This is a genomic window from Pedobacter terrae (genome assembly GCF_900100705.1).
GTDB classification, from domain to species: Bacteria; Bacteroidota; Bacteroidia; order Sphingobacteriales; family Sphingobacteriaceae; genus Pedobacter; species Pedobacter terrae.
The window spans coordinates 1-25,432 of the sequence record NZ_FNCH01000035.1; the positions used below are offsets into that span (position 1 = coordinate 1).

27 protein-coding genes are annotated in these 25,432 nt (G+C 38.4%); 13 read left to right on the forward strand and 14 right to left on the reverse strand.

The genetic code is table 11. The features are described from left to right. Positions 1-230: 230 nt before the first annotated feature. The 4 genes from BLR60_RS23840 to cysS all read right to left on the reverse strand — a co-directional run bounded on the left by BLR60_RS23840 (position 231) and on the right by cysS (position 3,396). Positions 231-1,088, reverse strand: coding sequence for a nuclear transport factor 2 family protein (locus tag BLR60_RS23840; RefSeq protein ID WP_090504872.1), 858 nt, complete (start codon positions 1,086-1,088; stop codon positions 231-233). A 325-nt stretch (positions 1,089-1,413) separates the two neighbouring features. After that, the gene (locus tag BLR60_RS25365) at positions 1,414-1,617 is read right to left on the reverse strand and encodes a DUF559 domain-containing protein (protein ID WP_208600711.1); all 204 of its coding nucleotides are present in this window, start codon (positions 1,615-1,617) and stop codon (positions 1,414-1,416) included. Positions 1,618-1,619: 2 nt separating this feature from the next. Further along, positions 1,620-1,799: a DUF559 domain-containing protein gene (locus tag BLR60_RS25370; protein WP_208600712.1), complete on the reverse strand. Its 180-nt coding sequence runs from the start codon at positions 1,797-1,799 to the stop codon at positions 1,620-1,622. A gap of 136 nt (positions 1,800-1,935) precedes the next feature. After that, positions 1,936-3,396 (reverse strand): cysteine--tRNA ligase, encoded by a 1,461-nt coding sequence (gene cysS / locus BLR60_RS23850; protein WP_090504875.1) that lies wholly within the window; start codon positions 3,394-3,396, stop codon positions 1,936-1,938. A gap of 525 nt (positions 3,397-3,921) precedes the next feature. On the opposite strand from cysS, the gene lipA reads away from it, so the two are divergent. From lipA to BLR60_RS23865, 3 genes are all read left to right on the forward strand, one after another. Continuing rightward, on the forward strand, positions 3,922-4,815 hold the full coding sequence (gene lipA / locus BLR60_RS23855; protein ID WP_025144173.1) for a lipoyl synthase: 894 nt from the start codon (positions 3,922-3,924) through the stop codon (positions 4,813-4,815). 112 nt (positions 4,816-4,927) lie between these two features. After that, positions 4,928-5,479: an RNA polymerase sigma factor gene (locus BLR60_RS23860; RefSeq protein WP_090504935.1), complete on the forward strand. Its 552-nt coding sequence runs from the start codon at positions 4,928-4,930 to the stop codon at positions 5,477-5,479. 2 nt (positions 5,480-5,481) lie between these two features. Beyond that, on the forward strand, positions 5,482-6,339 hold the full coding sequence (locus tag BLR60_RS23865) for an anti-sigma factor (protein ID WP_090504937.1): 858 nt from the start codon (positions 5,482-5,484) through the stop codon (positions 6,337-6,339). A gap of 530 nt (positions 6,340-6,869) precedes the next feature. Here the strand turns inward: BLR60_RS23865 and BLR60_RS23870 are convergent. Both BLR60_RS23870 and BLR60_RS23875 read right to left on the reverse strand, forming a co-directional pair. After that, on the reverse strand, positions 6,870-7,571 hold the full coding sequence (locus BLR60_RS23870; RefSeq protein WP_090504877.1) for an AIM24 family protein: 702 nt from the start codon (positions 7,569-7,571) through the stop codon (positions 6,870-6,872). Between the two features lie 107 nt (positions 7,572-7,678). Then, on the reverse strand, positions 7,679-9,175 hold the full coding sequence (locus BLR60_RS23875) for an NAD(P)H-hydrate dehydratase (protein ID WP_244155736.1): 1,497 nt from the start codon (positions 9,173-9,175) through the stop codon (positions 7,679-7,681). Between the two features lie 168 nt (positions 9,176-9,343). On the opposite strand from BLR60_RS23875, the gene yiaA reads away from it, so the two are divergent. The 5 genes from yiaA to BLR60_RS23900 all read left to right on the forward strand — a co-directional run bounded on the left by yiaA (position 9,344) and on the right by BLR60_RS23900 (position 13,709). Beyond that, complete coding sequence (gene yiaA, locus BLR60_RS23880) at positions 9,344-9,760, forward strand: inner membrane protein YiaA (protein WP_090504943.1); 417 nt, start codon at positions 9,344-9,346, stop codon at positions 9,758-9,760. Between the two features lie 124 nt (positions 9,761-9,884). Continuing rightward, a complete protein-coding gene (locus BLR60_RS23885; protein ID WP_090504880.1) occupies positions 9,885-10,601 on the forward strand; it encodes a gamma-glutamyl-gamma-aminobutyrate hydrolase family protein in 717 nt (238 codons plus the stop codon). Positions 10,602-10,678: 77 nt separating this feature from the next. Next, the gene (locus BLR60_RS23890) at positions 10,679-11,068 is read left to right on the forward strand and encodes a SpoIIAA family protein (protein ID WP_090504883.1); all 390 of its coding nucleotides are present in this window, start codon (positions 10,679-10,681) and stop codon (positions 11,066-11,068) included. A 219-nt stretch (positions 11,069-11,287) separates the two neighbouring features. Next, the gene (locus BLR60_RS23895; protein WP_090504886.1) at positions 11,288-13,237 is read left to right on the forward strand and encodes a beta-N-acetylhexosaminidase; all 1,950 of its coding nucleotides are present in this window, start codon (positions 11,288-11,290) and stop codon (positions 13,235-13,237) included. 1 nt (position 13,238) lies between these two features. Then, positions 13,239-13,709 (forward strand): CYTH domain-containing protein, encoded by a 471-nt coding sequence (locus BLR60_RS23900; RefSeq protein WP_090504889.1) that lies wholly within the window; start codon positions 13,239-13,241, stop codon positions 13,707-13,709. A gap of 143 nt (positions 13,710-13,852) precedes the next feature. Here the strand turns inward: BLR60_RS23900 and BLR60_RS23905 are convergent, their stop codons facing one another. The 3 genes from BLR60_RS23905 to BLR60_RS23915 form a co-directional block, all read right to left on the reverse strand. Further along, positions 13,853-14,821 (reverse strand): FKBP-type peptidyl-prolyl cis-trans isomerase, encoded by a 969-nt coding sequence (locus tag BLR60_RS23905; protein ID WP_090504892.1) that lies wholly within the window; start codon positions 14,819-14,821, stop codon positions 13,853-13,855. A 194-nt stretch (positions 14,822-15,015) separates the two neighbouring features. Continuing rightward, entirely contained in the window at positions 15,016-16,005 is a 990-nt protein-coding gene (locus BLR60_RS23910; protein ID WP_090504895.1) for an FKBP-type peptidyl-prolyl cis-trans isomerase, read from the reverse strand. Positions 16,006-16,051: 46 nt separating this feature from the next. Next, the gene (locus BLR60_RS23915) at positions 16,052-17,062 is read right to left on the reverse strand and encodes a DHH family phosphoesterase (protein WP_090504898.1); all 1,011 of its coding nucleotides are present in this window, start codon (positions 17,060-17,062) and stop codon (positions 16,052-16,054) included. 243 nt (positions 17,063-17,305) lie between these two features. Between BLR60_RS23915 and BLR60_RS23920 the strand changes: the two genes are divergently transcribed. The 3 genes from BLR60_RS23920 (at position 17,306) to BLR60_RS23930 (ending at position 19,127) form a co-directional block, all read left to right on the forward strand. Continuing rightward, positions 17,306-17,725 (forward strand): nucleoside-diphosphate kinase, encoded by a 420-nt coding sequence (locus BLR60_RS23920; protein ID WP_090504901.1) that lies wholly within the window; start codon positions 17,306-17,308, stop codon positions 17,723-17,725. Between the two features lie 134 nt (positions 17,726-17,859). Beyond that, entirely contained in the window at positions 17,860-18,630 is a 771-nt protein-coding gene (locus tag BLR60_RS23925) for a BamJ family beta-barrel-assembly machinery protein (protein ID WP_090504904.1), read from the forward strand. A 320-nt stretch (positions 18,631-18,950) separates the two neighbouring features. Next, positions 18,951-19,127, forward strand: a complete 177-nt coding sequence (locus BLR60_RS23930) for a hypothetical protein (RefSeq protein WP_244155737.1) — start codon at positions 18,951-18,953, stop codon at positions 19,125-19,127. Positions 19,128-19,224: 97 nt separating this feature from the next. On the opposite strand, the gene BLR60_RS23935 is transcribed toward BLR60_RS23930, so the two are convergent. Together BLR60_RS23935 and recF are read right to left on the reverse strand one after the other, a co-directional pair. Next, positions 19,225-19,515 carry a DciA family protein gene (locus BLR60_RS23935; RefSeq protein ID WP_090504909.1) on the reverse strand — a complete coding sequence of 97 codons (291 nt, stop codon included), beginning with the start codon at positions 19,513-19,515 and terminating at the stop codon, positions 19,225-19,227. Beyond that, a complete protein-coding gene (gene recF, locus BLR60_RS23940) occupies positions 19,508-20,611 on the reverse strand; it encodes a DNA replication/repair protein RecF (RefSeq protein WP_090504912.1) in 1,104 nt (367 codons plus the stop codon). Before recF ends, BLR60_RS23935 begins: the two co-directional genes overlap by 8 nt. A 120-nt stretch (positions 20,612-20,731) precedes the next feature. Between recF and BLR60_RS23945 the strand changes: the two genes are divergently transcribed. Both BLR60_RS23945 and BLR60_RS23950 read left to right on the forward strand, forming a co-directional pair. Then, a complete protein-coding gene (locus tag BLR60_RS23945) occupies positions 20,732-21,124 on the forward strand; it encodes a hypothetical protein (protein WP_143009141.1) in 393 nt (130 codons plus the stop codon). Positions 21,125-21,247: 123 nt separating this feature from the next. Further along, complete coding sequence (locus BLR60_RS23950) at positions 21,248-21,913, forward strand: tetratricopeptide repeat protein (protein WP_090504919.1); 666 nt, start codon at positions 21,248-21,250, stop codon at positions 21,911-21,913. Between the two features lie 885 nt (positions 21,914-22,798). On the opposite strand, the gene pth is transcribed toward BLR60_RS23950, so the two are convergent. From pth to BLR60_RS23965, 3 genes are all read right to left on the reverse strand, one after another. Next, positions 22,799-23,359 carry an aminoacyl-tRNA hydrolase gene (pth, locus tag BLR60_RS23955; RefSeq protein ID WP_090504922.1) on the reverse strand — a complete coding sequence of 187 codons (561 nt, stop codon included), beginning with the start codon at positions 23,357-23,359 and terminating at the stop codon, positions 22,799-22,801. Between the two features lie 213 nt (positions 23,360-23,572). Then, positions 23,573-24,157: a 50S ribosomal protein L25/general stress protein Ctc gene (locus BLR60_RS23960; protein ID WP_090504924.1), complete on the reverse strand. Its 585-nt coding sequence runs from the start codon at positions 24,155-24,157 to the stop codon at positions 23,573-23,575. Positions 24,158-24,338: 181 nt separating this feature from the next. After that, the gene (locus tag BLR60_RS23965; RefSeq protein WP_090504927.1) at positions 24,339-25,280 is read right to left on the reverse strand and encodes a ribose-phosphate pyrophosphokinase; all 942 of its coding nucleotides are present in this window, start codon (positions 25,278-25,280) and stop codon (positions 24,339-24,341) included. Between the last annotated feature and the right edge of the window lie 152 nt (positions 25,281-25,432).

Genomic DNA, 25,432 nt, shown 5'->3' on the forward strand with positions numbered 1-25,432 from the left:
AATTTATTATTTTCACAGCAGTAATATTGGTCAACACTAATTTAAGTGAATATTACCTTGCTGCAAAACATTGTTTATCAAAGTTTTGCAGCTTTTATTTTTTTTAACCTGCGGATATTAGGAGTTATCGGATCAGGGCTAAACCGACCTTGAGTGTAAAAAAGAGAACTTTCTAAAATAAAAAAAGGGCCACTTTACAGATAGCCCTTCTTTAATTCACATTTTGTTATTTATCTTTCTGCTGGTACAAAAGCCTGTACAATTAAGTTCCAGCTTGCATCTGCTGCCTTTTCATAAACGAAAACGTAGTTAAAACTTTCTCGTAAATCGGCTTTATAATCAATAGTAGCTACACCATAGGTATAAGCCAAATCGCTACCGATTGCTTTATCTACACTGGTTGTTTTTAAGTTGATTTTGCTGATCATACTGTTATAAAAAGCAATAATCTTTCCTTTTCCTTCAATGGCATCGTTACCCGGGAAAAGTAAACGTGCATCATTGGTTAAGAAGCCACCAAATGCTGCAATACCATGTGTTTTTAATAAGGTATTTAAGGTCTTTTCAGTAGTGATGATAATTTCTTTACCAGCCTTAATTTCTCTTTCATTCAAAAATTTTGGTGCAACGTGATCCTTTGGTTCCACAAATGATGGCGTAATTTTAGCCAAAGGCTTATTGCTCTCTGTTCCTAAATCAATAGCTAATTTCCATCTGCCGTTTTCTGACTTCCAGATCGATAAATATTGACCGTATTTTTTTTCTGCAGTACCCACTTCGTATGCTCCTGTGGTAAAACCTAAATCACCACTACGCGATACTTTCGCCAGGTTTGGAACCCATGACACATCATTTTCCGCATTTGCCTTGGCTGCATAAAAAGTTTTAGCATTAACCGGGTTCGGCCTAAATACTAAAGTATTGGTAGTTGAGTAATCTATAAAAGCTTCTTTATCTCCATTTTTGGCAATTGACTTAGCAAAATCCTTTTCCGCATTTATTAAAGATTTGGTTGTTCCGTCGCTTTTTTGAGCAAAAGCGCCTAAAGCTAAAAGCGAAGCGATTGCAGTTGAAAATAAGTGTTTCATTATGAGTTAGTATAATATATTTGGCGAATATAAAATTTTCTTTAATGTATGACCTCAAAAGTAATTAACAATTACACATTAAGGCCAGTTATTTTTCTCTATAAATAGTTTCTAAAACAGTTTGTCCGTTGGCTTTCAAGGTATTTTTATCGATATTGGCTAAGTTAACCAATTGCGTATGCCAATTGATATAAAAGCCACTATTATCATATTGTTTGAAGTAGTGTAATATCTCTCATCCCCCAGGGGACGAATTAATGGTTTGGGAATAGTCCATTCCCCCTTTGAAGGGGGCGAGGGGGATGACATGCGAAAACTTGTTTCTTTAACAAGATCCCGGATGATCTTTCTCCCATTCTGCTATGAAATGCTGAATGGTCCTATTCACATTCTCAATATCGTTCATTACCTCATCATCACTAAATCTCAGGACATGAAAGCCCAATGCGTTCAGGTTAAGTTCACGAGCTTTATCTTTTTCAAACTGGCCTTCGCGTTCATGACTAAATCCATCAACCTCAATGACCAACTTTAAATCCTTTTAGAAAAATCTGCAATATAATTCGCAATCGGTCGCTGTCTTAAGAAAGAATAGCCCAGCATTTTCTTATTCCTCAACAATTCACACCAAATCCTTACCTCTGCTTTGGTACTATCATTTCGATGGCCTCTGGCAAAGGTTTTTAATTTAGGGTTATAGTTGTTGTTCATAAGTTTATTTCATCTATGTTTCATCCCCCTGCCCCCTTCAAAGGGGGACATACTGCTCGATAAATTCAAAATGCCCGGAATGTATTTTTTTGCTTAATCCGTCGTCCTTGAGGGGAGGACCTTGCCCCAGAACTACCTAAGCCTTACTCCAGGTCGTCCCTTCTTTACCATCTTTAAGCTGAATGCCCAATTCCTGTAAGCCAATACGAATCCGATCAGATGTTGCATAGTCTTTATTCGCCTTAGCTTCAGTCCGCAGGTTAATTACCATATCTAAAACGCCATTTAAGTCGTTACTCCCCGCGTCTTCATCTTTCAGTCCTAAAATATCGAATACGAAGTCGTTGATCAGCTGCTTTAACTTTTCCAGTGCTTCTGCTGAAATTTTACCTTTACCATCATACACCGTATTAATAATACGAACAGCTTCAAATAACTCGGCAACCAAAATCGGACTGTTAAAATCGTCATTCATTGCATTAATGCATTTTTCTTTCAATGCATCAATATCAAAATCGTTCTGTTCAGAAACCGATAATTTATCTAACAGGCCAATAGCCGACATTAAACGACGGAAGCCTTTCTCCGATGCATCCAGTGCATCGTTAGAGAAATCTAAAGTACTGCGGTAATGTGCCTGTAACATAAAAAACTTTACCGTCATCGGGCTATAGCCTTTTTTCAGTAAATGATGGTCACCGGTAAATAACTCCAGAGGGAGAAAACCATTGCCGGCCGATTTAGACATGCGTGTACCGTTTACGGTAAGCATATTAGTATGCATCCAATAGCGGGCAGGTTGTTTATGGCTGCAAGCTTCAGATTGTGCAATCTCGTTGGTATGATGTGTTGCTGCTAAATCCATTCCGCCACCATGAATATCAAATTCAGCTCCCAAATATTTAGCACTCATGGCCGAACATTCGATATGCCAGCCCGGAAAGCCCATGCCCCAGGGCGATTGCCATTGCATTAAGGTTTCTGGCTTTGCTTTTATCCATAGTGCAAAATCCAACCTTCCGCGCTTCTCATCCTGTCCACCCAGTTCGCGGGTATTGTTTAGCATATCTTCCAGGTTGCGGTTGGTTAAAATCGTATAATTGTATTCCTTACTATACTTTTCTACATCAAAATATACGTTACCATCTACTTCATAACCATAACCGTTGGCTATAATTACTTTAATCATTTCAATCTGCTCAATAATGTGGCCGGTAGCGGTAGGTTCGATGCTTGGCGGCTGGGTATTGAACATGCGCAATACATCATGGAAACCTAAGGTATATTTCTGTACAATTTCCATTGGCTCAAGCTGTTCCAGTTTCGCACGTTTTGCAAACTTATCATCTCCTTCGTCTCTATCCCCTTCTAAATGGCCCGCATCGGTAATATTCCGTACATAACGCACCTTATAACCAGCATATTTTAGGTACCTAAAAATTAAATCGAAAGAGATAAATGTGCGACAATTGCCCAGATGCACATCGCTATAAACAGTAGGACCGCAAACATACATCCCAACATTGGGTGCATTTAAGGGTTGAAAAAGTTCTTTTTTGCGCGAAAGCGTATTGTAAAGCTGTAAGCCTGTATCCATACTGCAAATGTAAGATTTAGTTAGAAAGTTAAAACCTTTAAAACGGTATTGTTAAGCATATGATTTTTAGCTAACACTTGCAGGCATACTTTATTTGTCCTGAGGCCTTAAGATTGTTTATTTTTTTTGAAAAGGTGCTGTACTACTCATCGGAAAAATTAGTCCCTCTTTCCGCTGTAGTCCCGATGAAAAATCGGGAGCTGCCGCTTCAATAGGGTTTAGGTGGCACGGCTTAATGCTTTTGGGACCGTAAAACTTACGAAGTAGCCCTGGCGCCTGTTCTATACAACTTCGTAAGTTGGCCAGCGCCCGGCATCCGTTCCGTCAAATGGTACGAAATGGAGCTGGGTTAATTTTCGTGTCAGTATCTGACACCACAGGCTGGTCCTTGCTAAACTTGCGAAGTCTGGCTTAGTCTCTGCCCAGCCAGACTTCGCAAGTTGGCCCAACAATTAACCAACTTTATTACAACGCTCAAACATTTCGCCATTGCAACAATTCAATCCTATTCGTTAACTTTGTACCATGATTGATTTACCGGTAGTACCTGCTGTGACTGAAGTAAAGCGTAAACCAGATTGGTTACGTGTAAAATTACCCGTTGGTAAAGAATATGCACAAGTTCGCAGTTTAGTAGACACGCACAAGCTTCATACGATCTGCGAAAGTGGCAACTGCCCTAATATGGGCGAGTGTTGGGGTGCAGGTACGGCAACTTTCATGATTTTAGGAAACATTTGTACCCGCAGCTGCTCATTTTGTGCGGTAGCTACAGGTAGGCCTTTGGCTGTTGATGTTGACGAGCCTAACCGGATTGCCGATTCAGTAAGGCTAATGGGAGTTAAACATTGTGTAATTACTTCGGTAGATCGTGATGACTTAAAAGATGGTGGTTCGATCATCTGGGCAGAAACTTTACAAGCTATCCGCAGAGAAAGCCCAATTACCACTTTAGAAACTTTGATTCCCGATTTTAAAGGTCAATGGGATAACTTATACCGCGTTTTAGAAGAACGCCCGGAAGTGGTTTCGCACAATATGGAAACGGTTAAGCGTTTAACCAGGCAAGTACGGATCCAGGCCAAATACGATAGAAGTCTAGAAGCACTAAAAAGGATTTCGGAATTTGGTTTAAGAACAAAGACAGGTATTATGCTCGGCTTGGGCGAAACCGAAGAAGATATTTTTGAGGCTATGGACGATCTAGTGGCCAATGGCGTTCACATCCTAACCTTAGGTCAATATTTACAGCCAACCCGCAATCACCACCCTGTGGTTGATTGGATCCATCCTGATACCTTTGCCATGTATAAAGAAGCCGGCTTGGCAAAAGGCTTAAAATATGTAGAAAGTGGTCCGCTGGTACGGTCATCTTATCATGCAGAAAAACACCTTTTCCCAATTGAAGGGATAGCATAGTTCGCTTACTGAAGTAGAATGCAAAAAGTTTTATAATCCTATTCCTTTGCGGAATGTGTTTATAAAACTTTTTTTTGCTTTTGCTGTTGTGTATTGTATCTTAGTAACCATAGTGACTGCATTTAAAAAATTAACCCTAACTGAGCCAGAACTTGTGCTAGCACTGCAATCGAAAGATCCGGCGGTACTAAAAACATTGTACAGCATGTATTCGTCAGCACTTTATGGTGTTATTTCACGCATTATTACCCACACAGAGCTTGCTGAGGATGTACTGCAGGAAACTTTTGTAAAAATCTGGCAATCTGCCGCACACTATGATCATACTAAAGGACGTTTATTTACGTGGATGATGAATATTGCACGCAATTTATCCATCGACAAATTACGTTCTAAAGATTTTAAGAATTCACTCAAAAACCAAGATATAGAAAATAACGTAAGTTTCGTTGATGAGCAAAACAAGGTTACGTTTAACCCGGATGTTGTTGGTGTTAAGCAACTTGTAGATAACCTTAAACCGGATCTACAAGCAGTTCTTGATTTAGTTTATTACAAGGGTTTCACGCATGTGGAAGCCGCAGAAAAGTTAGATCTGCCATTAGGTACGGTGAAAACCCGGATCCGGTTGGCTATTATTGAATTGAGAAGGAGTTTTAATTGAGCGTGGAAAATTTAAAAGCATATATCGAATCTGGAGTACTTGAACTGTATGTTCTAGGTGATTTATCACCTGAAGAAACATTGCGGGTAGAGGAAATAGCATCTCAATACTTTGAGGTAAGGGGTGAAATCGCCGCTATTGAGCAAGCTTTGGAGCAATATGCTATGCAAAATGCCGTGCAGCCTTCTGCGGATATAGAAACAAGATTATTGGAAAAATTGGGATTAAACGAAGTTGAAGAGCATGTGAATGTTCAACAAGAACCAATTTATACAGAAGAACCAAAAATTATACGTTTAAATGGTAGTGAGGCTAAAGTGAGAACCTTACGTTATGCCTTAGTTGCTTGTATAGCCTTATTGGTAGTGAGTACAGCGGCATTGTTTGTTACGTATAATAAGTTAAATGCCGCGCATGACCAGATTGCGAGCTTAAGCCTGGATAAACAAAAATTTGCAGGGGTGGTAAGCAAGCTGGAGTTTGAAAACCAGGGCTTAGGTAATATGGCCGCCATGGCCGATAGCAAAGAATGGGCAACTATCCGTATGGCAGGGCAGGCTTTTAGTCCAACATCTAAGATGAAGGTTTACTGGAACAAAAAAGATAAAAGTGTATTGATTAATTATGTAGCCATGGATTTACCAAAAACCGATGCAGAACATCAATATCAGCTATGGGCTTTGGTAAACGGCAAACCGGTAAGTTTAGGCGTTTTCGGAAAAACAGATTCGACCAATAATGAAGCGCTGGTAAAAATGCAAACCATACAAGAGGCGCAGGCCTTTGCCGTAACTTTAGAGCCTATGGGCGGAAGTGTTAATCCAACCATGGATAAGTTAACCGTAATGGGCGGTGTTTAATTAGCAATTATTTAATAATTAATATATTAAATCCCGGGATTTTTCAATGCCGGGATTTTTATTTAACGATCGTCACCCTGAATTTATTTCAGGGTCTTAATTGCAATAAAGATGCTGAAATAAATCCGATAACTATCGGATCAGCATGACGACCTAAACATTTCACTGACGCCTGGTTAGCATATCCGCTAACCAAACAATGCAAAGATTTTGCTGCGTACTTTACTTCCTTATATACTGCACGAATACCCATCCCCTCTTGCAAATAAGAGAATAACCTTAAGGCACAGATTTGATTTTGGCAACCTTAATAGTAATACAACCCACGCACCTAAACCTGACAGCAGCGAACACCGAACGTAGAGAGGTAAAGCGAATGGCAGGACTGCCTAAACCCAAATGCTATTGCAACTGCTTTCCAAAAAAACGTTAGTATACTAATGCATAAATCTTGCTGACTCAAGTGAAGGAAATGGAGAAACCTTATTGATTAAGATCTCTCCACTTCGGTCGATGACGATTCTACTATTTTAAGACTTCGCTGCGTATTTCACCTCTTCGTAAGGCTGTACCAATACCCATCCTTCGCCAAAAAACTCTAATTGGAATGATTCGCCACTTCCCCTACCGATAAAAGAACCAAATGTTAAATTGGTTTTAATGTTCGGCGTTAAGTTTTCCGACCAGGCTACCGTAGCATTCGGATCGGTATACACAGGTTGATTGGCCGATACCCTTAATAAAATCGGTTCTCCGTGTGTAGTAATGGCAATATAACCGCTGCCAGATAATTTAACCTGAAATAAACCACCGCTCATCATCCCGGCAATGCTTTTTAACATTTTTATTTCATTTTTTATATTCTCTTCTAATGCTAAAACATCATTACCATTTACAAAAACTGACTCATTTTGAAGTTTGATGATTTTTACTTTTTTGCCCTCATCGGCCAGATATAATTTACCTGTTCCTGTGGCATGCATGAGTGAAGTGCCTTCACCTGATATCGCTTTCTTTAATAAACCACCCAAACCTTTACTCAATAGTCCTTCTCTTTTAAACTCGATATTTCCAATATAAGCAACCATTGATCCTGTTTTTGCCAGGATTTTTTGATTTTTCAGGTTTACTTCCAGCATGGCTGGTTTCTCCAGTTCAAAGAAATCATTTTCATTAGGGTTTTCTGCAGATTCCTGAATGAGCTCATTCAGCGTGTATTCTTTTTGTGCCATAAATTTGTTTTCCGTTTTAAGATATCTGTTAATTAAAATATTCGTGTGAATTATAAACCATTAGCATAGAAGCTAATAAATCTTTTTTAAAAAAAATTGTATTGAACCTATTTAGATATGAGTGTTTTAATCTCTTTTGGTATTCTACCGGCGAGCTGGGATGCAGCAACTACAAACTGTTCTTCCGCTAAATAATCGCCTGCCTTTCCATGGATATAGCAGCCCAAAATAGCAGCGTTTTCTGTAGAATATCCCTGAGCTTTAAAACCTGCAATCATGCCAGTAAGCACGTCACCCATTCCACCTTGTGCCATTGCCGGATTACCTGTAGGATTGATCAATACTTTACCCGTTGGCAGACAAATAAAAGTAAACTGGTTCTTAAGTACGATAACGATTCTTTGCTTCTTAGCCTGTACTTTGGCCGTTTGCACCCTGTCCCACCAATTATCATGTTCGCCAAATAACCGATCAAACTCTTTCATGTGCGGGGTAATAATGGTATTTGCAGCAAGTTTATCAAGCAAATCAGTCCTTTCGCTCAAAATGTTCAGCGCATCTGCATCAATAATCAGTGGTTGGTTTACCATAATCAAACTTTCCAATAGTTTTTCATGATCAGCTTCGGTACCTAGCCCCGGACCAATAGCAATTGCCTGATATTTCTTGGGGTCTTCTATTCTGGTGTATTCATCTCTCGGTAATGCCATTACCTCTGGCAATGTGGCATTTAAGGCAGTTAACCCACTTTGTGGAATACATGCAGTAGTCAATCCCGCGCCAGTATGTAAACAAGCCATAGCAGAAAGCAACGCTGCGCCCATGGTTTGGCTATTCCCTGCAATAATCAATGCATGACCATAAGTACCTTTATGACTGAATAATTTTCGGGGCTGCAGGATCTTTTCTATATCGCGCGCATCCAATAAATAGAAATCGGCCTCTTGCTTTTGTATAAAATTCTCATCCAGATCAATATCAACCACCTCATATTTCTCGGTTGCCATGGCCGACTCCGGGAAAAAGAAATTAATTTTCGGCCTTTGAAAGCATATGGTTTTATAGGCTTTTATACCATTATAATCTTTAGGCAGTTTACCTTCAGCAAAAAAACCGGTAGGTACATCAACCGCATATACCTTTTTATTCAGCTTATTTATAGCCTGTGCAAGCGCTTCAAATTCTCCAGCTAACGGTTTATTTAAGCCAGAGCCTAAAATGGCATCAATAATGATATCGGCCTTTAGGTTTTTTAGATCAGCAATCTGATTAATGATTGTTTTTTTACAACGTGTTTCCTCCATCCGTTGCAGGTTGATCGAAAAATCTTCGCTCTGTTTTTCAGAGAAGTTAACAATGTAAATTTTTAAATTCTCATATCCGTTGGCAATGAGCAAATGTGCAATAGCCAGCCCGTCTCCCCCATTATTTCCCTTCCCACAAAATATAGCCACGCTTTTGCTGGTATCGAACTCGTCTCTCAAAAAGCACTGCACAAAAGCCCTTGCAGCCTTTTCCATCAAGTCAATTGATGCAATTGGTTTGTTGGCGATGGTAAACTGATCGGCACTGCGCATTTGAGCAGAATTAAGCAATGTTCGCATATGACTAAAATAAGAGTATACAGCTATAATGCAAAAGATAGGATTTTGTTTGGTTTTTTGTTTTTGAAGATATCAGATTTTAAAAACTTTTTACAGCTATTGCTTTTTATTTTATACCTTTTACCCATCTTTAGCTTTGTCTATCGAATTAAATTAAATCTCAAAACAATGAATCAAAAACCATCAAATGCATTCGTGGCAGCTTCCTGGATTGCTCTGGGCACCGGAATGATTGGCTTTATTGTAGGCCTATGGCGTTCTGATATGCTGCTTAATGAAAAAGGATATTATTTTACTGTACTAATGTTTGGCCTTTTCGCTGTAATTTCTTTGCAAAAAGCTGTTCGCGATAAATTGGAAGGAATTCCGGTTACTGAAATTTATTATGGCATCAGTTGGTTTTCTACGTTATTAACCATTACCTTATTGGTAATCGGTTTGTGGAATGCCACCTTGCTACCTAGTGAAAAAGGATTTTATGCCTTCGCCTTTTTACTCTCGCTTTTTGGTGCCATTACGGTACAGAAAAATACGAGGGACAGCCAGATGGTGAATAAAAACAAAGATCAGGATAGCTCACTTTAAAAACGAAAGCAGGCCTTATGACATTAACTCATAAAGCCTGCTGTTTCTAATGGCGAAGCTCATCGGATGATGCAAGTGCTTTCGCATTACTTCCAAGAAAATATGATAAACCTGTGCAATTAATATGTCTGATCAAATCATCATTGGTGTTACCGATTGTAGTAAATATGAAATTTATCGCGACTGGGTATTATCTTACGATAAAGATGTTTCAGTAATCCAACTTGGATATAAGCTCAATAATTTCGACGAGATTAAAAAATGCAATGGTATTGTTTTAACTGGTGGTGAAGATGTGCATCCGCGATTTTATAACCAGCCTGAATACTATCCTTATTGTTATGATGATGATGTAGACGAAAAACGAGATGAATTCGAATTTAAGGTGTTAACCTATACCGAAGCCAATTCTATTCCTGTTTTAGGCATTTGTAGGGGCATACAGGTGGGAAATGTATTTTTTGGTGGCACTTTAATTCCCGACATCCCAACATGGGGAAAATTTGATCATTCTAAAATGTACGATAAATCAGATCGCTATCATGAGATTATGATAAATCCCTCTTCTTGGTTAAGCCAGATTGTGAATACCGATAAGGGACTGGTAAACAGCAATCACCATCAAAGTACTGATAAAACCGGAAAAGGACTGGTGGTGAGTGCTATTTCTCCTGATGGAGTTACCGAAGCCATGGAACGGATTAAACCTAAAGAAAAATCGTTTTTGTTATTTGTACAATGGCATCCCGAAAGGTTGAAAGATCAGCAAAGCCCTTTTAGTAAAAATATACATGAGGCTTTTATTCATGCTATTAAGACTAATCTTAAGAATGAAAGCTAACAGACGAAAAATAAATTGACATACCGATATCAAGGAATTTAATAAATCATAAGGAGATCTTTTAAGTAAGTAGTGAAATGAGAAGCGACAGCCACAATCAACTTATAGAAGGCGAAATAGCCGATTATTTATTGACGGATGAGGGCATATTGGTTTCATATAGCAAAAGCATCTTGCGTACTGTAGAAAATATCAAAGCTAATGTCGCACTGGTGAAGGAAATCACTAATAACAAAAAAGTTCCGTTGTTAATTTATTTAAAAAATTCCCCCGTACCAGACAAAGAAACCCGAAAATTTTCGACGGAGCAGTTGCCTCAAATTTATACGGCTATGGCCATGGTTTCGAAACCTGGTTTGGCGCATTTGATTATGAAGATGCTGTTTAAGTTTCAAAATCCGCCTATTCCGATAAAGTCATTTACAGATAAAGAGAAAGCGATGGAATGGCTGAAGCGTTTTTTGTAAGTTAGGGTGGCTTGATTGATCGCAAGACTACAACATTTTGCGTTAAGCCTACGACTCCGCTCAGACTGACAACTCTCCAGCTTATGAATCCACCACTCTGCGCTCTTTGCCTTTCTCTGTAACCTCTGTGGTTAATTGAGAAACAAATATCTTCGATTAAAATCTTTTTTAATAAATTGCGGATTATACTTATCCGGTCAATCCGATTTAATTATTTTAATGAAAAAATTATTCCTGTTCATCTCCTGCTGTTTTTTTGCAGCTAATATCTCCGCTCAATCTATTGTTGCAGAAACTGAAATCGGCGATGCTGAAAGTGAAGTTGCACAAACGCAAATTGCCATTATACCTGAGCCTGTATCTCTGGTAAAAAAGGCAGGTATGTTTACTTTGCCTGAAAATGTAATTATACAGGCCGTAAAGAGTGTAGACCTGAAGCAATCGATTAATTATCTGTCTGACCGGATCACCACAACTACAGGCAAATTTGTGAGTACCGTAAGTAATTCGGCCCATCCTACCATTAAACTCATTTTAAACACGCAGGAAGATGCACAATTGGGTAAAGAGGGCTACAAATTAAACGTTAATCCTACTCAGGTTGTCATCACAGCCAATCAACCAGCAGGTATCTTTTACGGCGTTCAATCGTTACTTCAACTTTTCCCAGCTGAAATCGAAAGTAAAGAACTTGTGAAAGGCATCAAATGGAAAGCACCCTGTGTTGATGTAATTGATTATCCAAAATTAGGATGGCGGGGTTTAATGTTCGATGTTGCCCGTCATTTTTTTACCAAACAAGAAGTAAAACAGTTTATTGATGACATGGTTCGCTATAAATTCAATCTTTTGCATTTACATCTTGCTGATGATGAAGGCTGGAGGATTGAAATTAAAGGCTTACCTAAATTAATCGAAATTGGCGCCTGGAGCGTTAAAAAAACCGGAACATTTGGTGAGTTTACGCCACCTGCCCCCGATGAGCCTCGAACTTATGGCGGATTTTATACTCAGGAGGATATTAAAGAACTCGTTCAGTACGCACAAGAACGTTTTGTAAACATATTGCCGGAAATTGATGTTCCAGGGCACAGTTTAGCCATTATTGCCTCTTATCCAGAGTTATCCTGCACACCAGATGCGGTAAATTATAAAGTTCGTTCGGGTGAGAAAATAATGGATTGGAGCCGTGGAGCGCCACCAACAGCTTTGGTTGATAATACGCTTTGCCCAGCCAATGAAAAGGTTTACGTATTTTTAGATTCGGTACTTACCCAGGTAGCTAAACTTTTTCCTTTCGAATACATTCACATGGGTGGCGATGAAGCGCCGCATAATTTCTGGGAAAAGAACGATCAGATTAAAGCATTAATGGTTCGCGAAGGCTTAAAAACCATGCCGCAGGTTCAGGCTTATTTTGAAAAACGTGTAGAACAAATCGTGATTTCGAAAGGTAAAAAATTTATGGGTTGGGATGAAATTCTTGAAGGAGGTGTTTCGCCAACAGCTGCTGTAATGAGTTGGAGGGGAATGAAATATGGTATACAGGCCGCTAACGACAAACATAACGTGGTAATGAGTCCGACTGATTTTGCCTACTTAGATTATATGCAGGCTGACGCCATTACCGAGCCGAAAGTATATGCTTCGCTTCGACTAAATAAAGCTTATCAATTTAATCCGGTTCCCGCAGGTGTAAATGCACAATATATTATTGGCGCACAAGCCAACCTCTGGACAGAACAGATTTTTACCTTCCGCCAGGTTGAATACATGGTTTATCCACGTGCATTTGCCATTGCCGAATCAATCTGGAGTCCGATTGAAAAGAAAAACTGGACCAATTTTGTTGATCGCACACAACAGCATTTCAAACGATTGGATTTTGCAGAGATTAAATATTCTCCTGCTATTTACGACCCGATTTTTACCGTAAAACGTAGTGCTGATAAACAATTGATGATAGAATTGACCACAGAAATAGATGGTTTAGACATTTACTACAGTTTTGACAACTCTACACCCGATCGGTTTTACCCAAAATACACATCGGCATTACAGGTACCTAAAGATGCCAGCATGTTGCGCGTAATTACGTATCGTGGCAAACAGCCAATCGGACGGTTGATCAGCATGCCTGTTGCAGATTTACAGAAAAGGGCGAGATAAAATGGGGAAAGAAATAGAGCGCAAGTTTTTAATCGATCAGCAAAAGTGGGATAACCTGACTAAGCCGGAAGGAAAACTGTTAAGGCAGGGTTATTTACTTAGCGATAAAGATAAAACGATCCGCGTAAGGGCAACCGAAACTAAAGGTTTTTTAACCATAAAAGGTCAAACTATCGGCGCCACAAGGTTAGAATATGAGTATGAAATTCCGGTTGTCGAAGCCACCGAATTGCTGGATAACTTCTCAGTATCCGAGCTTTCAAAAACCCGCTACGAAATTCAGTTTAACGGCAAACTTTGGGAAGTAGATGTATTTTCTGGCGACAACGCAGGGTTGATTGTTGCCGAAATTGAACTGGAAAGCGAAGAAGAGACTTTTGATTTACCAGATTGGATAGATAAAGAGGTAACAGAAGAGGAAAGATATTATAACTCCAACTTAACGGTCAGGCCTTTTAAAGATTGGATTTAGATTAAAGACCTCGCAGCATTAATCTGGTTTTGGAAATATTCCTTGAATGTTCTCCTTAATCCACAAAAAAAGAGGTCAGGTTTTAAAAACTTGACCTCTTTAAATAACCCCGCAAGTTTTCAGGCATACGAGGTCTAATGCGTTTACTTCGCCAATGGCGCGGCTGTATTTGGCTTGATAATACCTTTTAGCTCTACATCAAATACCAATGGTGTAAATGGATTAATTGGTCCGCCACCATTTTCGCCAAAACCCAATTTCGAGGGCAAAATCATTTTAATCTTACCACCAACCCCAATCATTTGAATACCCTGGATCACACCTTGTGGCAATTGACCTAATGGCAAGCTTCTGGGTACATATTGTACATTTTCAGAGAAAATTCCGGCTTCTTTTGCAATTTTGGCATTTGAGGTATCAAAAACATTTAAAGCTCCATTCGATTTTTTATTGGTAAACTGACCGGTATAGTCCATTAATACCGTATCTGTTAAAGTTGCTCTTTCTGAATTGCCCGGCGCATAAATTACATACTGCAAGCCAGATGGTGCAGTAGTTACTTTTAGATTGTTCGCTTCAACGTACTTAGCTATTTTGGCAGGCTCTACCGTTTTGTTTTTCTCGTTCAAGGCTTTGTATTCAGCCTCGAAAAAAAGTCTTTTCTTTGCTTCAAAAATAGAGTCAGCATCTTTTCCTTTGTGTAAAACCTTCTCAATTTTAATGGTAAAGGAAGCAATGTTCGATTTTAATCCTTTAGGTTTCGGCTGACCTGAATATTTCTCCATCGAATCCAGGTTCAATTTAAAAACGGCGCTATCTCCTTCTCCAAGCAATTTTAATCCAGAGGCCAAATCACCTTTAAACATCGATTTGCTAATGGCAAAGAACGCAGGACGCTCATTATCATAAGTATTTACCATTACCGAATCTGGATTGTTATTGGTTTCTACAGTTTGAACGCCGTTTAACTTTACGTAGTCGCCTTCCTGAATTTTTGGCTTACCTTCACTTTTATAGATCTTGTAAGTCATATCTCCTTCACCCTTTTCGAACTTGTTACAGGCAGACAGGCCTAATGCTGCTGCCAAGAGAATAATTATTCCTTTTTTCATTTAATATTTTAATTAAAAATTAGCCTACAATTGGTTTTTGGAGAGCAGGCCATTTCATCTGATCAGACAAAGATAGGCTATAATAAGTTTTTACGAATCTTTGCAAAGTTTTATTTCTCGCTTCAACGTCAAAAAAATAGGCAAAAAAAATCCTGCTTATTAAGTGAAGCAGGATTTAAAATATGTTTTAAAAATTATTTTTTAACTGGAGCAGCCGTTACCGGAGCTGAAGTTGCTGGTTTTCCTTTGATGATATCTTTAATTTCCAGATCAAAAGCAATTGGACTGAAAGGCATGATACCAACTTGTGGTGCACCTTGCTCGCCATAACCTAAATTAGAAGGGATAATCACTTTAATTTTACCACCTTTACCAATTAACTGTAAAGCTTCAGTAAATCCTGGAATTGTACCGCCAACTGGCATTTTTTGAGGTCCGTAAGGTTTACCTGGTTTAAATTCGTTTTCTGCTTTAGCCAGTTTCTCATCACTTGTATCGAAGATTTTGTATTTACCATCTTTGCCTTTTTTCGTTACTCTACCAGTATAATCAATTAATACAGTATCGCCTAATGCTGGTTTTTCTGCACTTCCTGGATTTTCGATTACGTAATGTAAACCGCTTGCCGTAGTTTTTGTAGCCAGCTTAGTATCTTCTAAATAAGCTTTTAATTTGCCCGGTTCAGCAGCTTTCTTTTTTTCAGAACTCGCTTTATAATCAGCCTGGAAAAACTCCTGAGCTCTTTTGTTAAACGTAGAGTCAGCTTCGCCAGCTTTCTTTTTCACCACTTTTTCGATTTTTACCGTAAAAGTAATGTATTTATCATTTTTAAACTGCTCTGGTTTAGGTTGTTTACTATGAAATGCCATAGTATCCAGGTTTACTTTAAAAGTAGCACTATCACCTTCTCCAAACAATGTTAAAACATCGTTCATATCGCCAGCATACATTTTTTTCTGTGCAGGAAATACAGCAGGTGTTTCGCTATCGAAAGTGCTTGATAAAACTGAATCTTTATCATTTTTCTGAATAAAATTCATTTTAACGATATCACCTTCTTTGATTTTTTCGTTACCTGCCGAGTGGTGAATAGTATATAGTAAGCCACCAGCTCCTTTTTTCTCTTGTTTACATGCTGCTAAACCTAAAGTGGCTGCTGCTAGAATAATAATTCCCTTTTTCATTTATTAATTTGACTTTTTAAAATTTTTATTGTTTTATTTCTTGTTTCTAAGCTATCAATCGTTCTTTATATTCTGCTAATATCGATTTAAATTCGTTTACTACATCAGCTAAAGGTTTTTCTGATGCTCCGCCGGCCGCATTTCTGTGGCCACCCCCATTGAAATATTTCTTACAGATTTCATTGGCTGGAAAATCGCCTGTAGACCTTACAGATAATTTAACTTTATCGGTCCGTTCTATAATTAATGCGGCCAGGCGAATGCCATTGATGGAAAGGGCGTAGTTGACCACACCTTCCGTATCGCCGGTAATGCTGTGATACTGCGCTAATTCTTCTTTGGTAACCGAAATAATGGCTGTATTGTAATCTCTTAAAACTTCTAATTTATTAGATAGGCAATAGCCTAAAAATCGCAACCGGTTTTCACTTGAGTTATCATATACCAACTCATGGATTTTCGATTGGTCTGCCCCTAAATCGATCAGGTTTGCGGCAATACGATATACTTCAGCTGTTGCTGATGAGAAGCGGAAAGATCCCGAATCGGTCATTATACCCGTATACAGGCAAGAAGCTACATCTTTATTAATCAGTTCGCCATCCTGTAACTGATTTACAATAAAATCATAAACCAATTGTGCAGCAGCACAGGCATTAATATCCCAATGGCGGTAATCGTCAAAATCTTCAGGTTCAAGGTGATGATCAATCATGATCTTTTTGGCACTTGCAGCCCTAACCAATTCGCCCAATTCATTAATACGGCTTAGGGTATTAAAATCAAGACAAAATATGAGCGAGGCATCATCCACCAATTGTGCCGCCTTTTCCTGCGCTTCTGTAAAAATAATTACATCGCTATTATTTGGCATCCAATGCAGAAAAGTAGGGTAATCGGTTGGGGTAATTACTTTTACATGGTGGCCTTTTTGAATTAAATATCCATATAAACCCAGGGATGATCCCATTGCATCGCCATCGGGTTTGTGATGCGTGGTGATCACAATTCGTTGTGGCGTAGCCAATAATGTTTTTAATTCAGGTAGTGTAAGCATATATTTTTTGCGCTGCAAAGCTAAGTAAATTTTGATTAGGATTTAAAGATTTTAGGATTAGCAGGATTATAGTTTTAAAAGAGGTCATGCATATGGATAGTACTATTAGCTGGATTATCTATAAAACGAGCCTAATAAGCTATTTTAAAGTATTTTACCTCCTAATCTCTTCTGAAAAAATATGCTTATTGGTTATTCATCAATTAAAACGTATTTTTGCAGAAAAATTGATATCAAAACACAATGAGCACTAACAGAACTTTTACCATGATTAAGCCTGATGCAGTAGCAAACGGCCATATTGGATCAATCATTAACGACATTACTAATGCTGGTTTCAAAATCATTGCATTAAAATATACTAAACTTACAGAGGAAACTGCAGGTCAGTTTTATGCAGTTCACGCTGAGCGTCCTTTTTATAAAGATTTAGTGAGCTTTATGTCTTCAGGACCTATCGTTGCGGCTATTTTAGAGAAAGACAACGCGATTGAAGATTTCAGAAAATTGATCGGTGCGACTAACCCGGCTGAAGCTGCGGAAGGTACAATCCGTCAGAAATACGCAAAATCAATCGATGCTAACGCTGTTCATGGTTCAGATTCTGATGAAAATGCAGAAATTGAAGGTAACTTCTTCTTCAAAGCAGGCGAACGTTTCTAATTGCCAACACAAAAAATTTACAATAAAACCCCGAATCTTCGGGGTTTTATTGTTTTATCTATTTTGTATCTTTCGGCCTTAAATATAATCCATCATTTAAACCCGTTGGAATTAACTACAACATAACACAAATAATGAAACGAATTTTCTTAGCGGTATGCTTATCTGGTATCGCTGTTGCATCTTATGCACAAACGAAAACACCGGCAAAAAAACCAGTTGCCAAAAAACCGACTACAGCCAGTAAAAAATCAGTTCCAACCACTGGTTTAAAATCCGCTTTAGATTCAACCAGTTATGCTTTTGGTACTTCAATTGGTGCCAGTTTAAAAACAACGGGCCTTTCTACCTTAAATTACGAAGTATTGTTAAAAGGCCTGAAAGATGCGTTTACCGGTAGCAAGGGCGTATTAACCCAACAACAGGCTCAACAATGTATCGAAAAAGCATTAGCAAAGGCATCATCAGTAAAAAACAAAGCTGAAGAAGCTGCAAATAAAATTAAATACGCACCAATTATGAAAGAAGGACAAGATTTCTTAGAACAGAACAAAAAACGTGCAGGTGTACAAACAACTGCGAGTGGCTTACAATACGAAGTTTTAACTGCTGGTACCGGCGTTAAACCACAAGCTACAGATTCGGTACTGGTACATTACAAAGGTACATTATTGAATGGAAAACAATTTGACAGCTCTTACGACAGAGGTGAGCCAATTTCTTTCCCATTGAACCGTGTGATTCCGGGCTGGACTGAAGGCGTACAACTCATGCCAGCAGGTTCCAAATACAAATTCTTTATCCCTTACAATCTGGCTTACGGCGAACGTGGAGCAGGACAGGATATTCCACCTTACAGCACTTTGATTTTTGAAGTAGAACTGTTAAAGGTTAACGGGAAATAAAAGCTCTATCGTCATTTCGAGCGGAGCGCAACGAAGTCGAGAAATCTATCCAGGCAGATCTCTCCCCGCCTGTCCGCATAGGCGGGCATTCCACTTCATTCCAGTCGAGATGACGATTTTTTTTTAGAATAATCCTTTGCCCTTCATTTCGAGCGAAGTGCAACGAAGTCGAGAAATCTACCGAATCAATCAGATGGCAACATCCAACACCACATTTAACTCTAGATAAAGATGCTGAAACAAGTTCAGCAAGACGAATCTAGGGATTTATTAAAACTTTCTTTAATATTCAATGTTAGCTATTACAAATTAACATGAATATGAAAAGAGCATTCCCTTTAGTACTGATTGCATTTTTATGCACCACCTTAAGCAGTTGTGAACTGGTAGAAGGTATATTTAAAGCCGGCGTTTGGGTAGGCGTAATTGTAGTGGTTGTAGTGGTTGCGCTGGTGATCTGGATTTTATCCAAAATATTTGGCGGAGGCAGGAGTTAGTTTAATCTTAAGTCCAAAGTCTATAGTCCTTAGTCGGGATGATTATCCTATTAAAATATAAAGGGCAAAAAATTAGCTTTTGCCCTTTTATTGTGTTTTACAAAAACACCATTTCAGTAATCACCTCGCTACCGGCATGCTCATTTAATTTCTGAATGATTCCCTGCCGCACCATGATCAGTTCATTTTTGATGACAGAAGATTCTATCCTCAAAAACAACTTCTTATCATGTATATAAATTTGTTTGGTGCGGTTGGCAATTGCGGTACCCATTATTTCTGGCCAGATCGATAAGATTGAAGTTTCATCAAACTTACGTCGCAAGCGATAGACATCCAGCATTTTGCTGATGGCATCTTTAACCGTAACATCATTGGGTTTACGCATTTTGTATCGTTCCGTTATCTACTTCAAACAAAGTTACATCAACTTCTATTTTTTCAAAAATTGATTTTACTCTTTGCTTTCCTGTATCTGTGATAAATATCTGCCCAAAATCATGGTGAGAAACCATTTGCATTAGTTTTTGAACGCGGTTATCATCCAGCTTGTCAAAAATATCATCTAACAAAAGCAAAGGCTTAAATCCTTTATTTTTAGCAAGATAAGCATATTGGGCAATTTTTAAGGCAATTAAAAAAGACTTTTGCTGTCCTTGCGAGCCAAACTTTTTTAAAGGCATCCCACTGATGATAAAAGCCAGTTCATCTTTATGGATACCAGTAGTAGTCCGCTCCAATATACGGTCCTTTTCAACTGATTTTTTTAACAAATCTTCAAAAGTAGCATCATTCAGCTGCGATTGGTAATTCAGCTCTACAAGCTCTCTGTTTTCGGTAATGTATGTATAATATTGGTTAAACAGTGGAATAAACTCATCCATAAAAGCCTTGCGGATAGCGAATATTTTATTACCGGCTATAACCAATTGTTCATCCAAAATTTCGAGCAGCGTAGGGTCGTACTTTCTGGTAATGGCAATCTGTTTTAGCAAAGCATTCCGGTTTAGCAGAATACGGTTATAGGTAATCAATTGATCCAGGTAATGGGCATCGGTCTGCGAAATCACATTATCGATAAACTTTCTCCGCTCCTCACTCCCTTCCATAATCAGGTTTACATCGTAGGGCGACACCATTACTACCGGAAAGAGGCCAATATGATCGGCCAGTTTCTCATATTCTTTCTTATTGCGTTTAAATTGCTTTTTTTGGTTTCGCTTTACACCACAAGAGATTTTTTCGTTTTTATCATTACGGTCAAAATCGCCCTGGATCATAAAAACCTCTTCATTGGTTTTGATCTGCTGGCTATCTATGGGGTTAAAGTAACTTTTACACAGGCAGAGGTAGTGAATCGCATCCAACATATTCGTTTTTCCGGCGCCATTATTACCTGTAAACACATTAACAGTTTCCGAGAAGTGGAGATCTGCATCTATATAATTCTTGAAATTTAGAAGGGTAATATTTTTTAACCACATAAATATGTCACAAATTTACCGTTTTTTAACTTCTTAAAACCCATTGTTTAAAATAAACGTTAATTACATTTAAAAAAACTGTACTTTCATCGCAAGGAGGAATCAATGGTTGCACAAAAAATGTTAGAAGGAAATGTTCTATGGTCTTATGATCATGAACTGAACAACGATAAAAATTCGAGCTGGATTAAAAAAATCGCTGATATATTCTCGTTTTTAAAGCCCGTTCACAATCACGAGGGCAACATCTTATTAGCTTCTAATGGCATCTTTATTACCGGAGATGAACAATTGGAACTTCCGTTAACCCACATAGAGGAGGTTTATATGGGTTTCGACGATTTATTCCCGGCTTCATCAGCCAAAAACTTTGGTGCATTCTGGCAGCCGATCAGAATCAGATCTATTGTGAGCAACTCTGAAAGTCAGACCGTATACCTGGTTATTAACCACACCGGAATTTTTAGCGATAACCAAACCTGGTTTAATACACTCATTAGCTTGTTACGCTAATGATCGTGACGATTTTACGATCTGAACGCCTAATTAACTAATGTTTAATTAAATACTTCAAAATAAAGGTTGATACTTTGATTGAAAAATGTATTTTTGCAATCTTAAATTTTTTAAACAAACATGTCTACAACAGATAACCAGACAATTCAACCAACTAAAAAAGGTTCATTTTTACAAGAGAATAATAAGAGCTTACTGTTTATCGCAGGTGCTGTAGTTTTATTAGTTTTAATATATCTTTGGTATCAAGGCGTGTATTTAAAAGGTCGTGCTGAAGAAGCCGCCAGCAAAATGTACAAAGCAGAACAATTTGTTGGAGTAGATTCATTATCGAACAGAGCAGTTAAAGGTGAAGGTGGTTACCCAGGCTTTGAGCAGATTGCTAAAGAATATGATAACACCAAATCTGCAAACTTAGCTAACCTTTATTTAGGTGGCATTTATTTACGCAAAGGTGAATACAAACAAGCTATAGAGGCTTTAAGCAAATATAGTGCTACTGGCAGCCCTGTTGCAGATCCATTGGCTTTGGGTTTATTAGGTGATGCTTACAGCGAATTGAAAGACTATAAACAAGCTGCAACCTATTACAAAAAAGCAGCGGATAAAGCCAGTAAATTTACTTCACCAATGTTCTTAAAAAAACTTGGATTGGTTAACGAAAGTCAAAATGATTTTAAAGGTGCTGTTGATGCTTATACTAAAGTAAAAACGCAATATCCGGAGAGTGCCGAAGCACAATTAATTGATGCTTACATTGCAAGAGCGCAGGAAAAAGTTAAATAAGACTACTAAAATATATTTACAGGAAAGATCATCGAAAGATGGTCTTTTTTTTTGTTTAGTGCTTTTCGTCATGTCGGCTGTAGTGCAGTGAAATGGAGATTTATAGGAGTACCATCCATCATTTCATGTTTGGTGAGTCACCAAACAGTATAAAAACTTATTTCTTTCTTTTCTTTGGAAATCAGGTGCAGATGCTTTTAGGTTGCTGCAATCCCGCTCTACGTTCCTTCCGATGCAGATTGATCAGGTATGGTAATTTATCGATAAGCATCGGAACCACTGCGATCGGGTTTAGGTGGCAATAACAGTGTTGCTATTTTGGCTGCATGGTGTACCTATTTATTTACCATATAAGGCATTAAAGGACACATGAGCTTAAATATTCTTATATTTCTTATGTCATATACTTCTGGCTAATAAAAGATCTTTGGTAGAATATCATGACAGATTTAAAAAATCTCCGTCATTTCGACTGAAGCGCAGCGAAACGCCCGCCTGTACGGGCAGGCCTGCCCGTACAGGCGGGGAGAAATTTTTGAACTGGAATTGCAATAAATCTTTAAACGATGTTAAAAGATTTCTCCACTGCGGTCGAAATGAGGTATATATATTGTCATCAACCCCCTGAAGTATTGAAGAGATATTTATAAAACTATGCAATTCTACCATCAATAGCAGTATAGACACTGCGTTTTAGACCTGATTGAAATGGAAAGCCCGCAGCGCAGCGAGGACTTGTAATGAAAAGCAGGAACAAACATTAAAAGAGCTGCTGCAATTGCTCTTCAAGCACTCTTGACCACACTCATTTTTTTACAGATTTAAATTATAAAAGATCCTTCGCTGCGCTCAGGATCGACAGCATGAAGGTAGACAATTAACCATCTATTTATTAAAAGCGGTCATGGTGTGGGCAGGTCCAACGGTAACAAAACTTTTAATCAACTCTACACTTTTATCAATTAATGCAGGAAGTTCTAACTGTTCATTTTTATCAAACAAACCCAATACAAAATCAACCTGCCTGCCTTTTGGGTAATCGTTTCCGATGCCAAAGCGAAGGCGCGCATAATTTTGTCCACCACAAACTTCTTCGATGCTTTTTAGGCCATTGTGGCCAGCGCTTGAACCTTGCAGTTTAAGTCGTAATTTGCCTAAAGGCAATGCAAGGTCATCAACAATCACCAACACATTTTCTGGTGCTATTTTTAACTCTTTCATCCAATAGTTTACGGCTTTACCGCTCAGGTTCATAAAAGTGGTTGGTTTAATGACATGCAATTTTTTGCCTTTAAAACTTACCTCAGCATAATAAGCCAAGCGGATATTATCGAAGCTGCCGCCTAAACCTTTAACCAGTTCATCAGCGATATCAAAGCCAATATTATGCCTGGTGTGTGCATATTCCGGTCCGATATTCCCTAAGCCAACTATAAGATATTTCATTTGGCAAAGATAGAAAAAAGTCCGAAGTCAGAAGTCTGAAGTCGGACGTCTATATCACGAATTTAGCCATTCATCTCAACAGCTTCTTAATGAAGATTGAGTGGGTAACAATAAGCCTGTTGCGGAATTAACTTTATATAAAAAAAGCGGTAAAGAATTTATCCTTACCGCTTTTAAATTTGTGAAATCACATTAATCTGTGAAATCCTTGTACTATTTTTTACCTTTAGCAGCTTCAGTTTCTGCTTGTTTTAATGCTCTAGACATTGCAACAGAAACGATAGTATCTTCAGGAGTGTTGGTGATTACGTATTTTTCACCTTGAAGGTCACGAACACGGAATAAACTACCTACTTCTAATTTCTCTAAGCTTACTTCTACGTTTTGTGGCATGTTAGCTGGTAACGCTTTAACACGTAGTTTACGTAATTTTTGGATTAATTTACCCCCCATTTTAACACCTGGAGAAGTTCCTGTTAATTTAACCGGGATCTCCATAACGATTTCTTTATCGTCAAATAACTGAAGAAAATCGATATGTAATAATACGTCGGTAAGTGGGTGATATTGAGTATCTTTTACGATAGCTTTGGTTTTAACACCATTTACATCAATCTCCACAAAGTTTACATCCGGGGTATAAATAACATCTCTTAAGTCAGCAATAACTACTGCAAAGTGTTGTTGCTCTTTTCCACCATACAATACCGCCGGAACTTTACCTTCGTAACGAAGTTCCTTGGCATCGCGTTTCCCTACGTTCTCTCTTGGAGAACCGCTAATTGCGATTGTTTTCATTTTATTTATATTTATTTATTAGTAGTAAGTATCGGGTATCAAGTAAAAGCCTTACGCCTTTAACCGTTCACCATCCACATTAATTAAACGCTCTTTTTGTTTAAGTGGTTAATTATTGTAATTGGTTAACTGACGGCAAATCTACAATTAACCGATTAACCAATTTATACGATTAACCTCATTATACTCTAAACAGATCACTAATTGAGCCGTGTTCGTTTACATTGGCAATTGCCCTTGCAAATAAACTGGCCGTACTTAGCACCCGAATTTTCGGACTTTCCTGTTTCAACGGTATCGTATCTGTAACGATCAATTCAGTTAGTACCGAATTCTCTACCGTTTCAACTGCCTTGCCGGATAATACAGCATGTGTACAAACGGCTCTAACACTTGCAGCACCATTTTCCATAATCAAAGCCGCAGCTTTTGACAAGGTTCCGGCAGTATCACAAATATCATCGATCAATACCACGTCCTGTCCGGTTACATCACCAATAATCGACATAGATTCGATTTCGTTGGCACGTTTACGGCGTTTATCGCAAATAATGACCTCGGCATTAAAAAACTTGGCAAAAGTACGTGCCCTGTATGAACCACCCATATCTGGTGACGCAATAGTTAAGTTTTTTAGGCCTAAGCTTTTGATATAAGGCACAAAGATGACCGATCCATCTAAGTGATCAACCGGAATATCAAAGAAACCTTGTATCTGTGCTGCATGTAAATCCATCGTCATGATACGGTGAATACCTGCTGATTTTAATAAGTTGGCCACCAATTTGGCACCGATTGCTACACGTGGCTTATCTTTTCTATCCTGACGGGCTAAACCATAATAAGGAACAACTGCTGTAATATAATGTGCCGACGCTCTTTTAGCAGCATCAACCATAAGCAAAAGTTCCATTAAATTATCGCTGGGCTGATAAGTAGACTGGATTAGAAAAACATCACTACCACGGATTGACTCATCAAAGGAAGGTTGAAACTCGCCATCACTGAATTTGTGAATGGTTACGCTACCAAGTGGCTTGCCGTAATGTTCGGCAATCTTAAGTGATAATCCTTTAGAACCTGTTCCGGAAAAAAGCTTTACCGGGTTAAACTGCAATGGCATGGGTTCGTGTAGTTACGGTTAAAAAAAATCGGATCATGTCTATTTAAAACATGATCCGTTATTAAATTTTAGTTGTCCGACCTGGATTCGAACCAAGACAAACGGTACCAAAAACCGTTGTACTACCCTTATACTATCGGACAAGCTTTCTC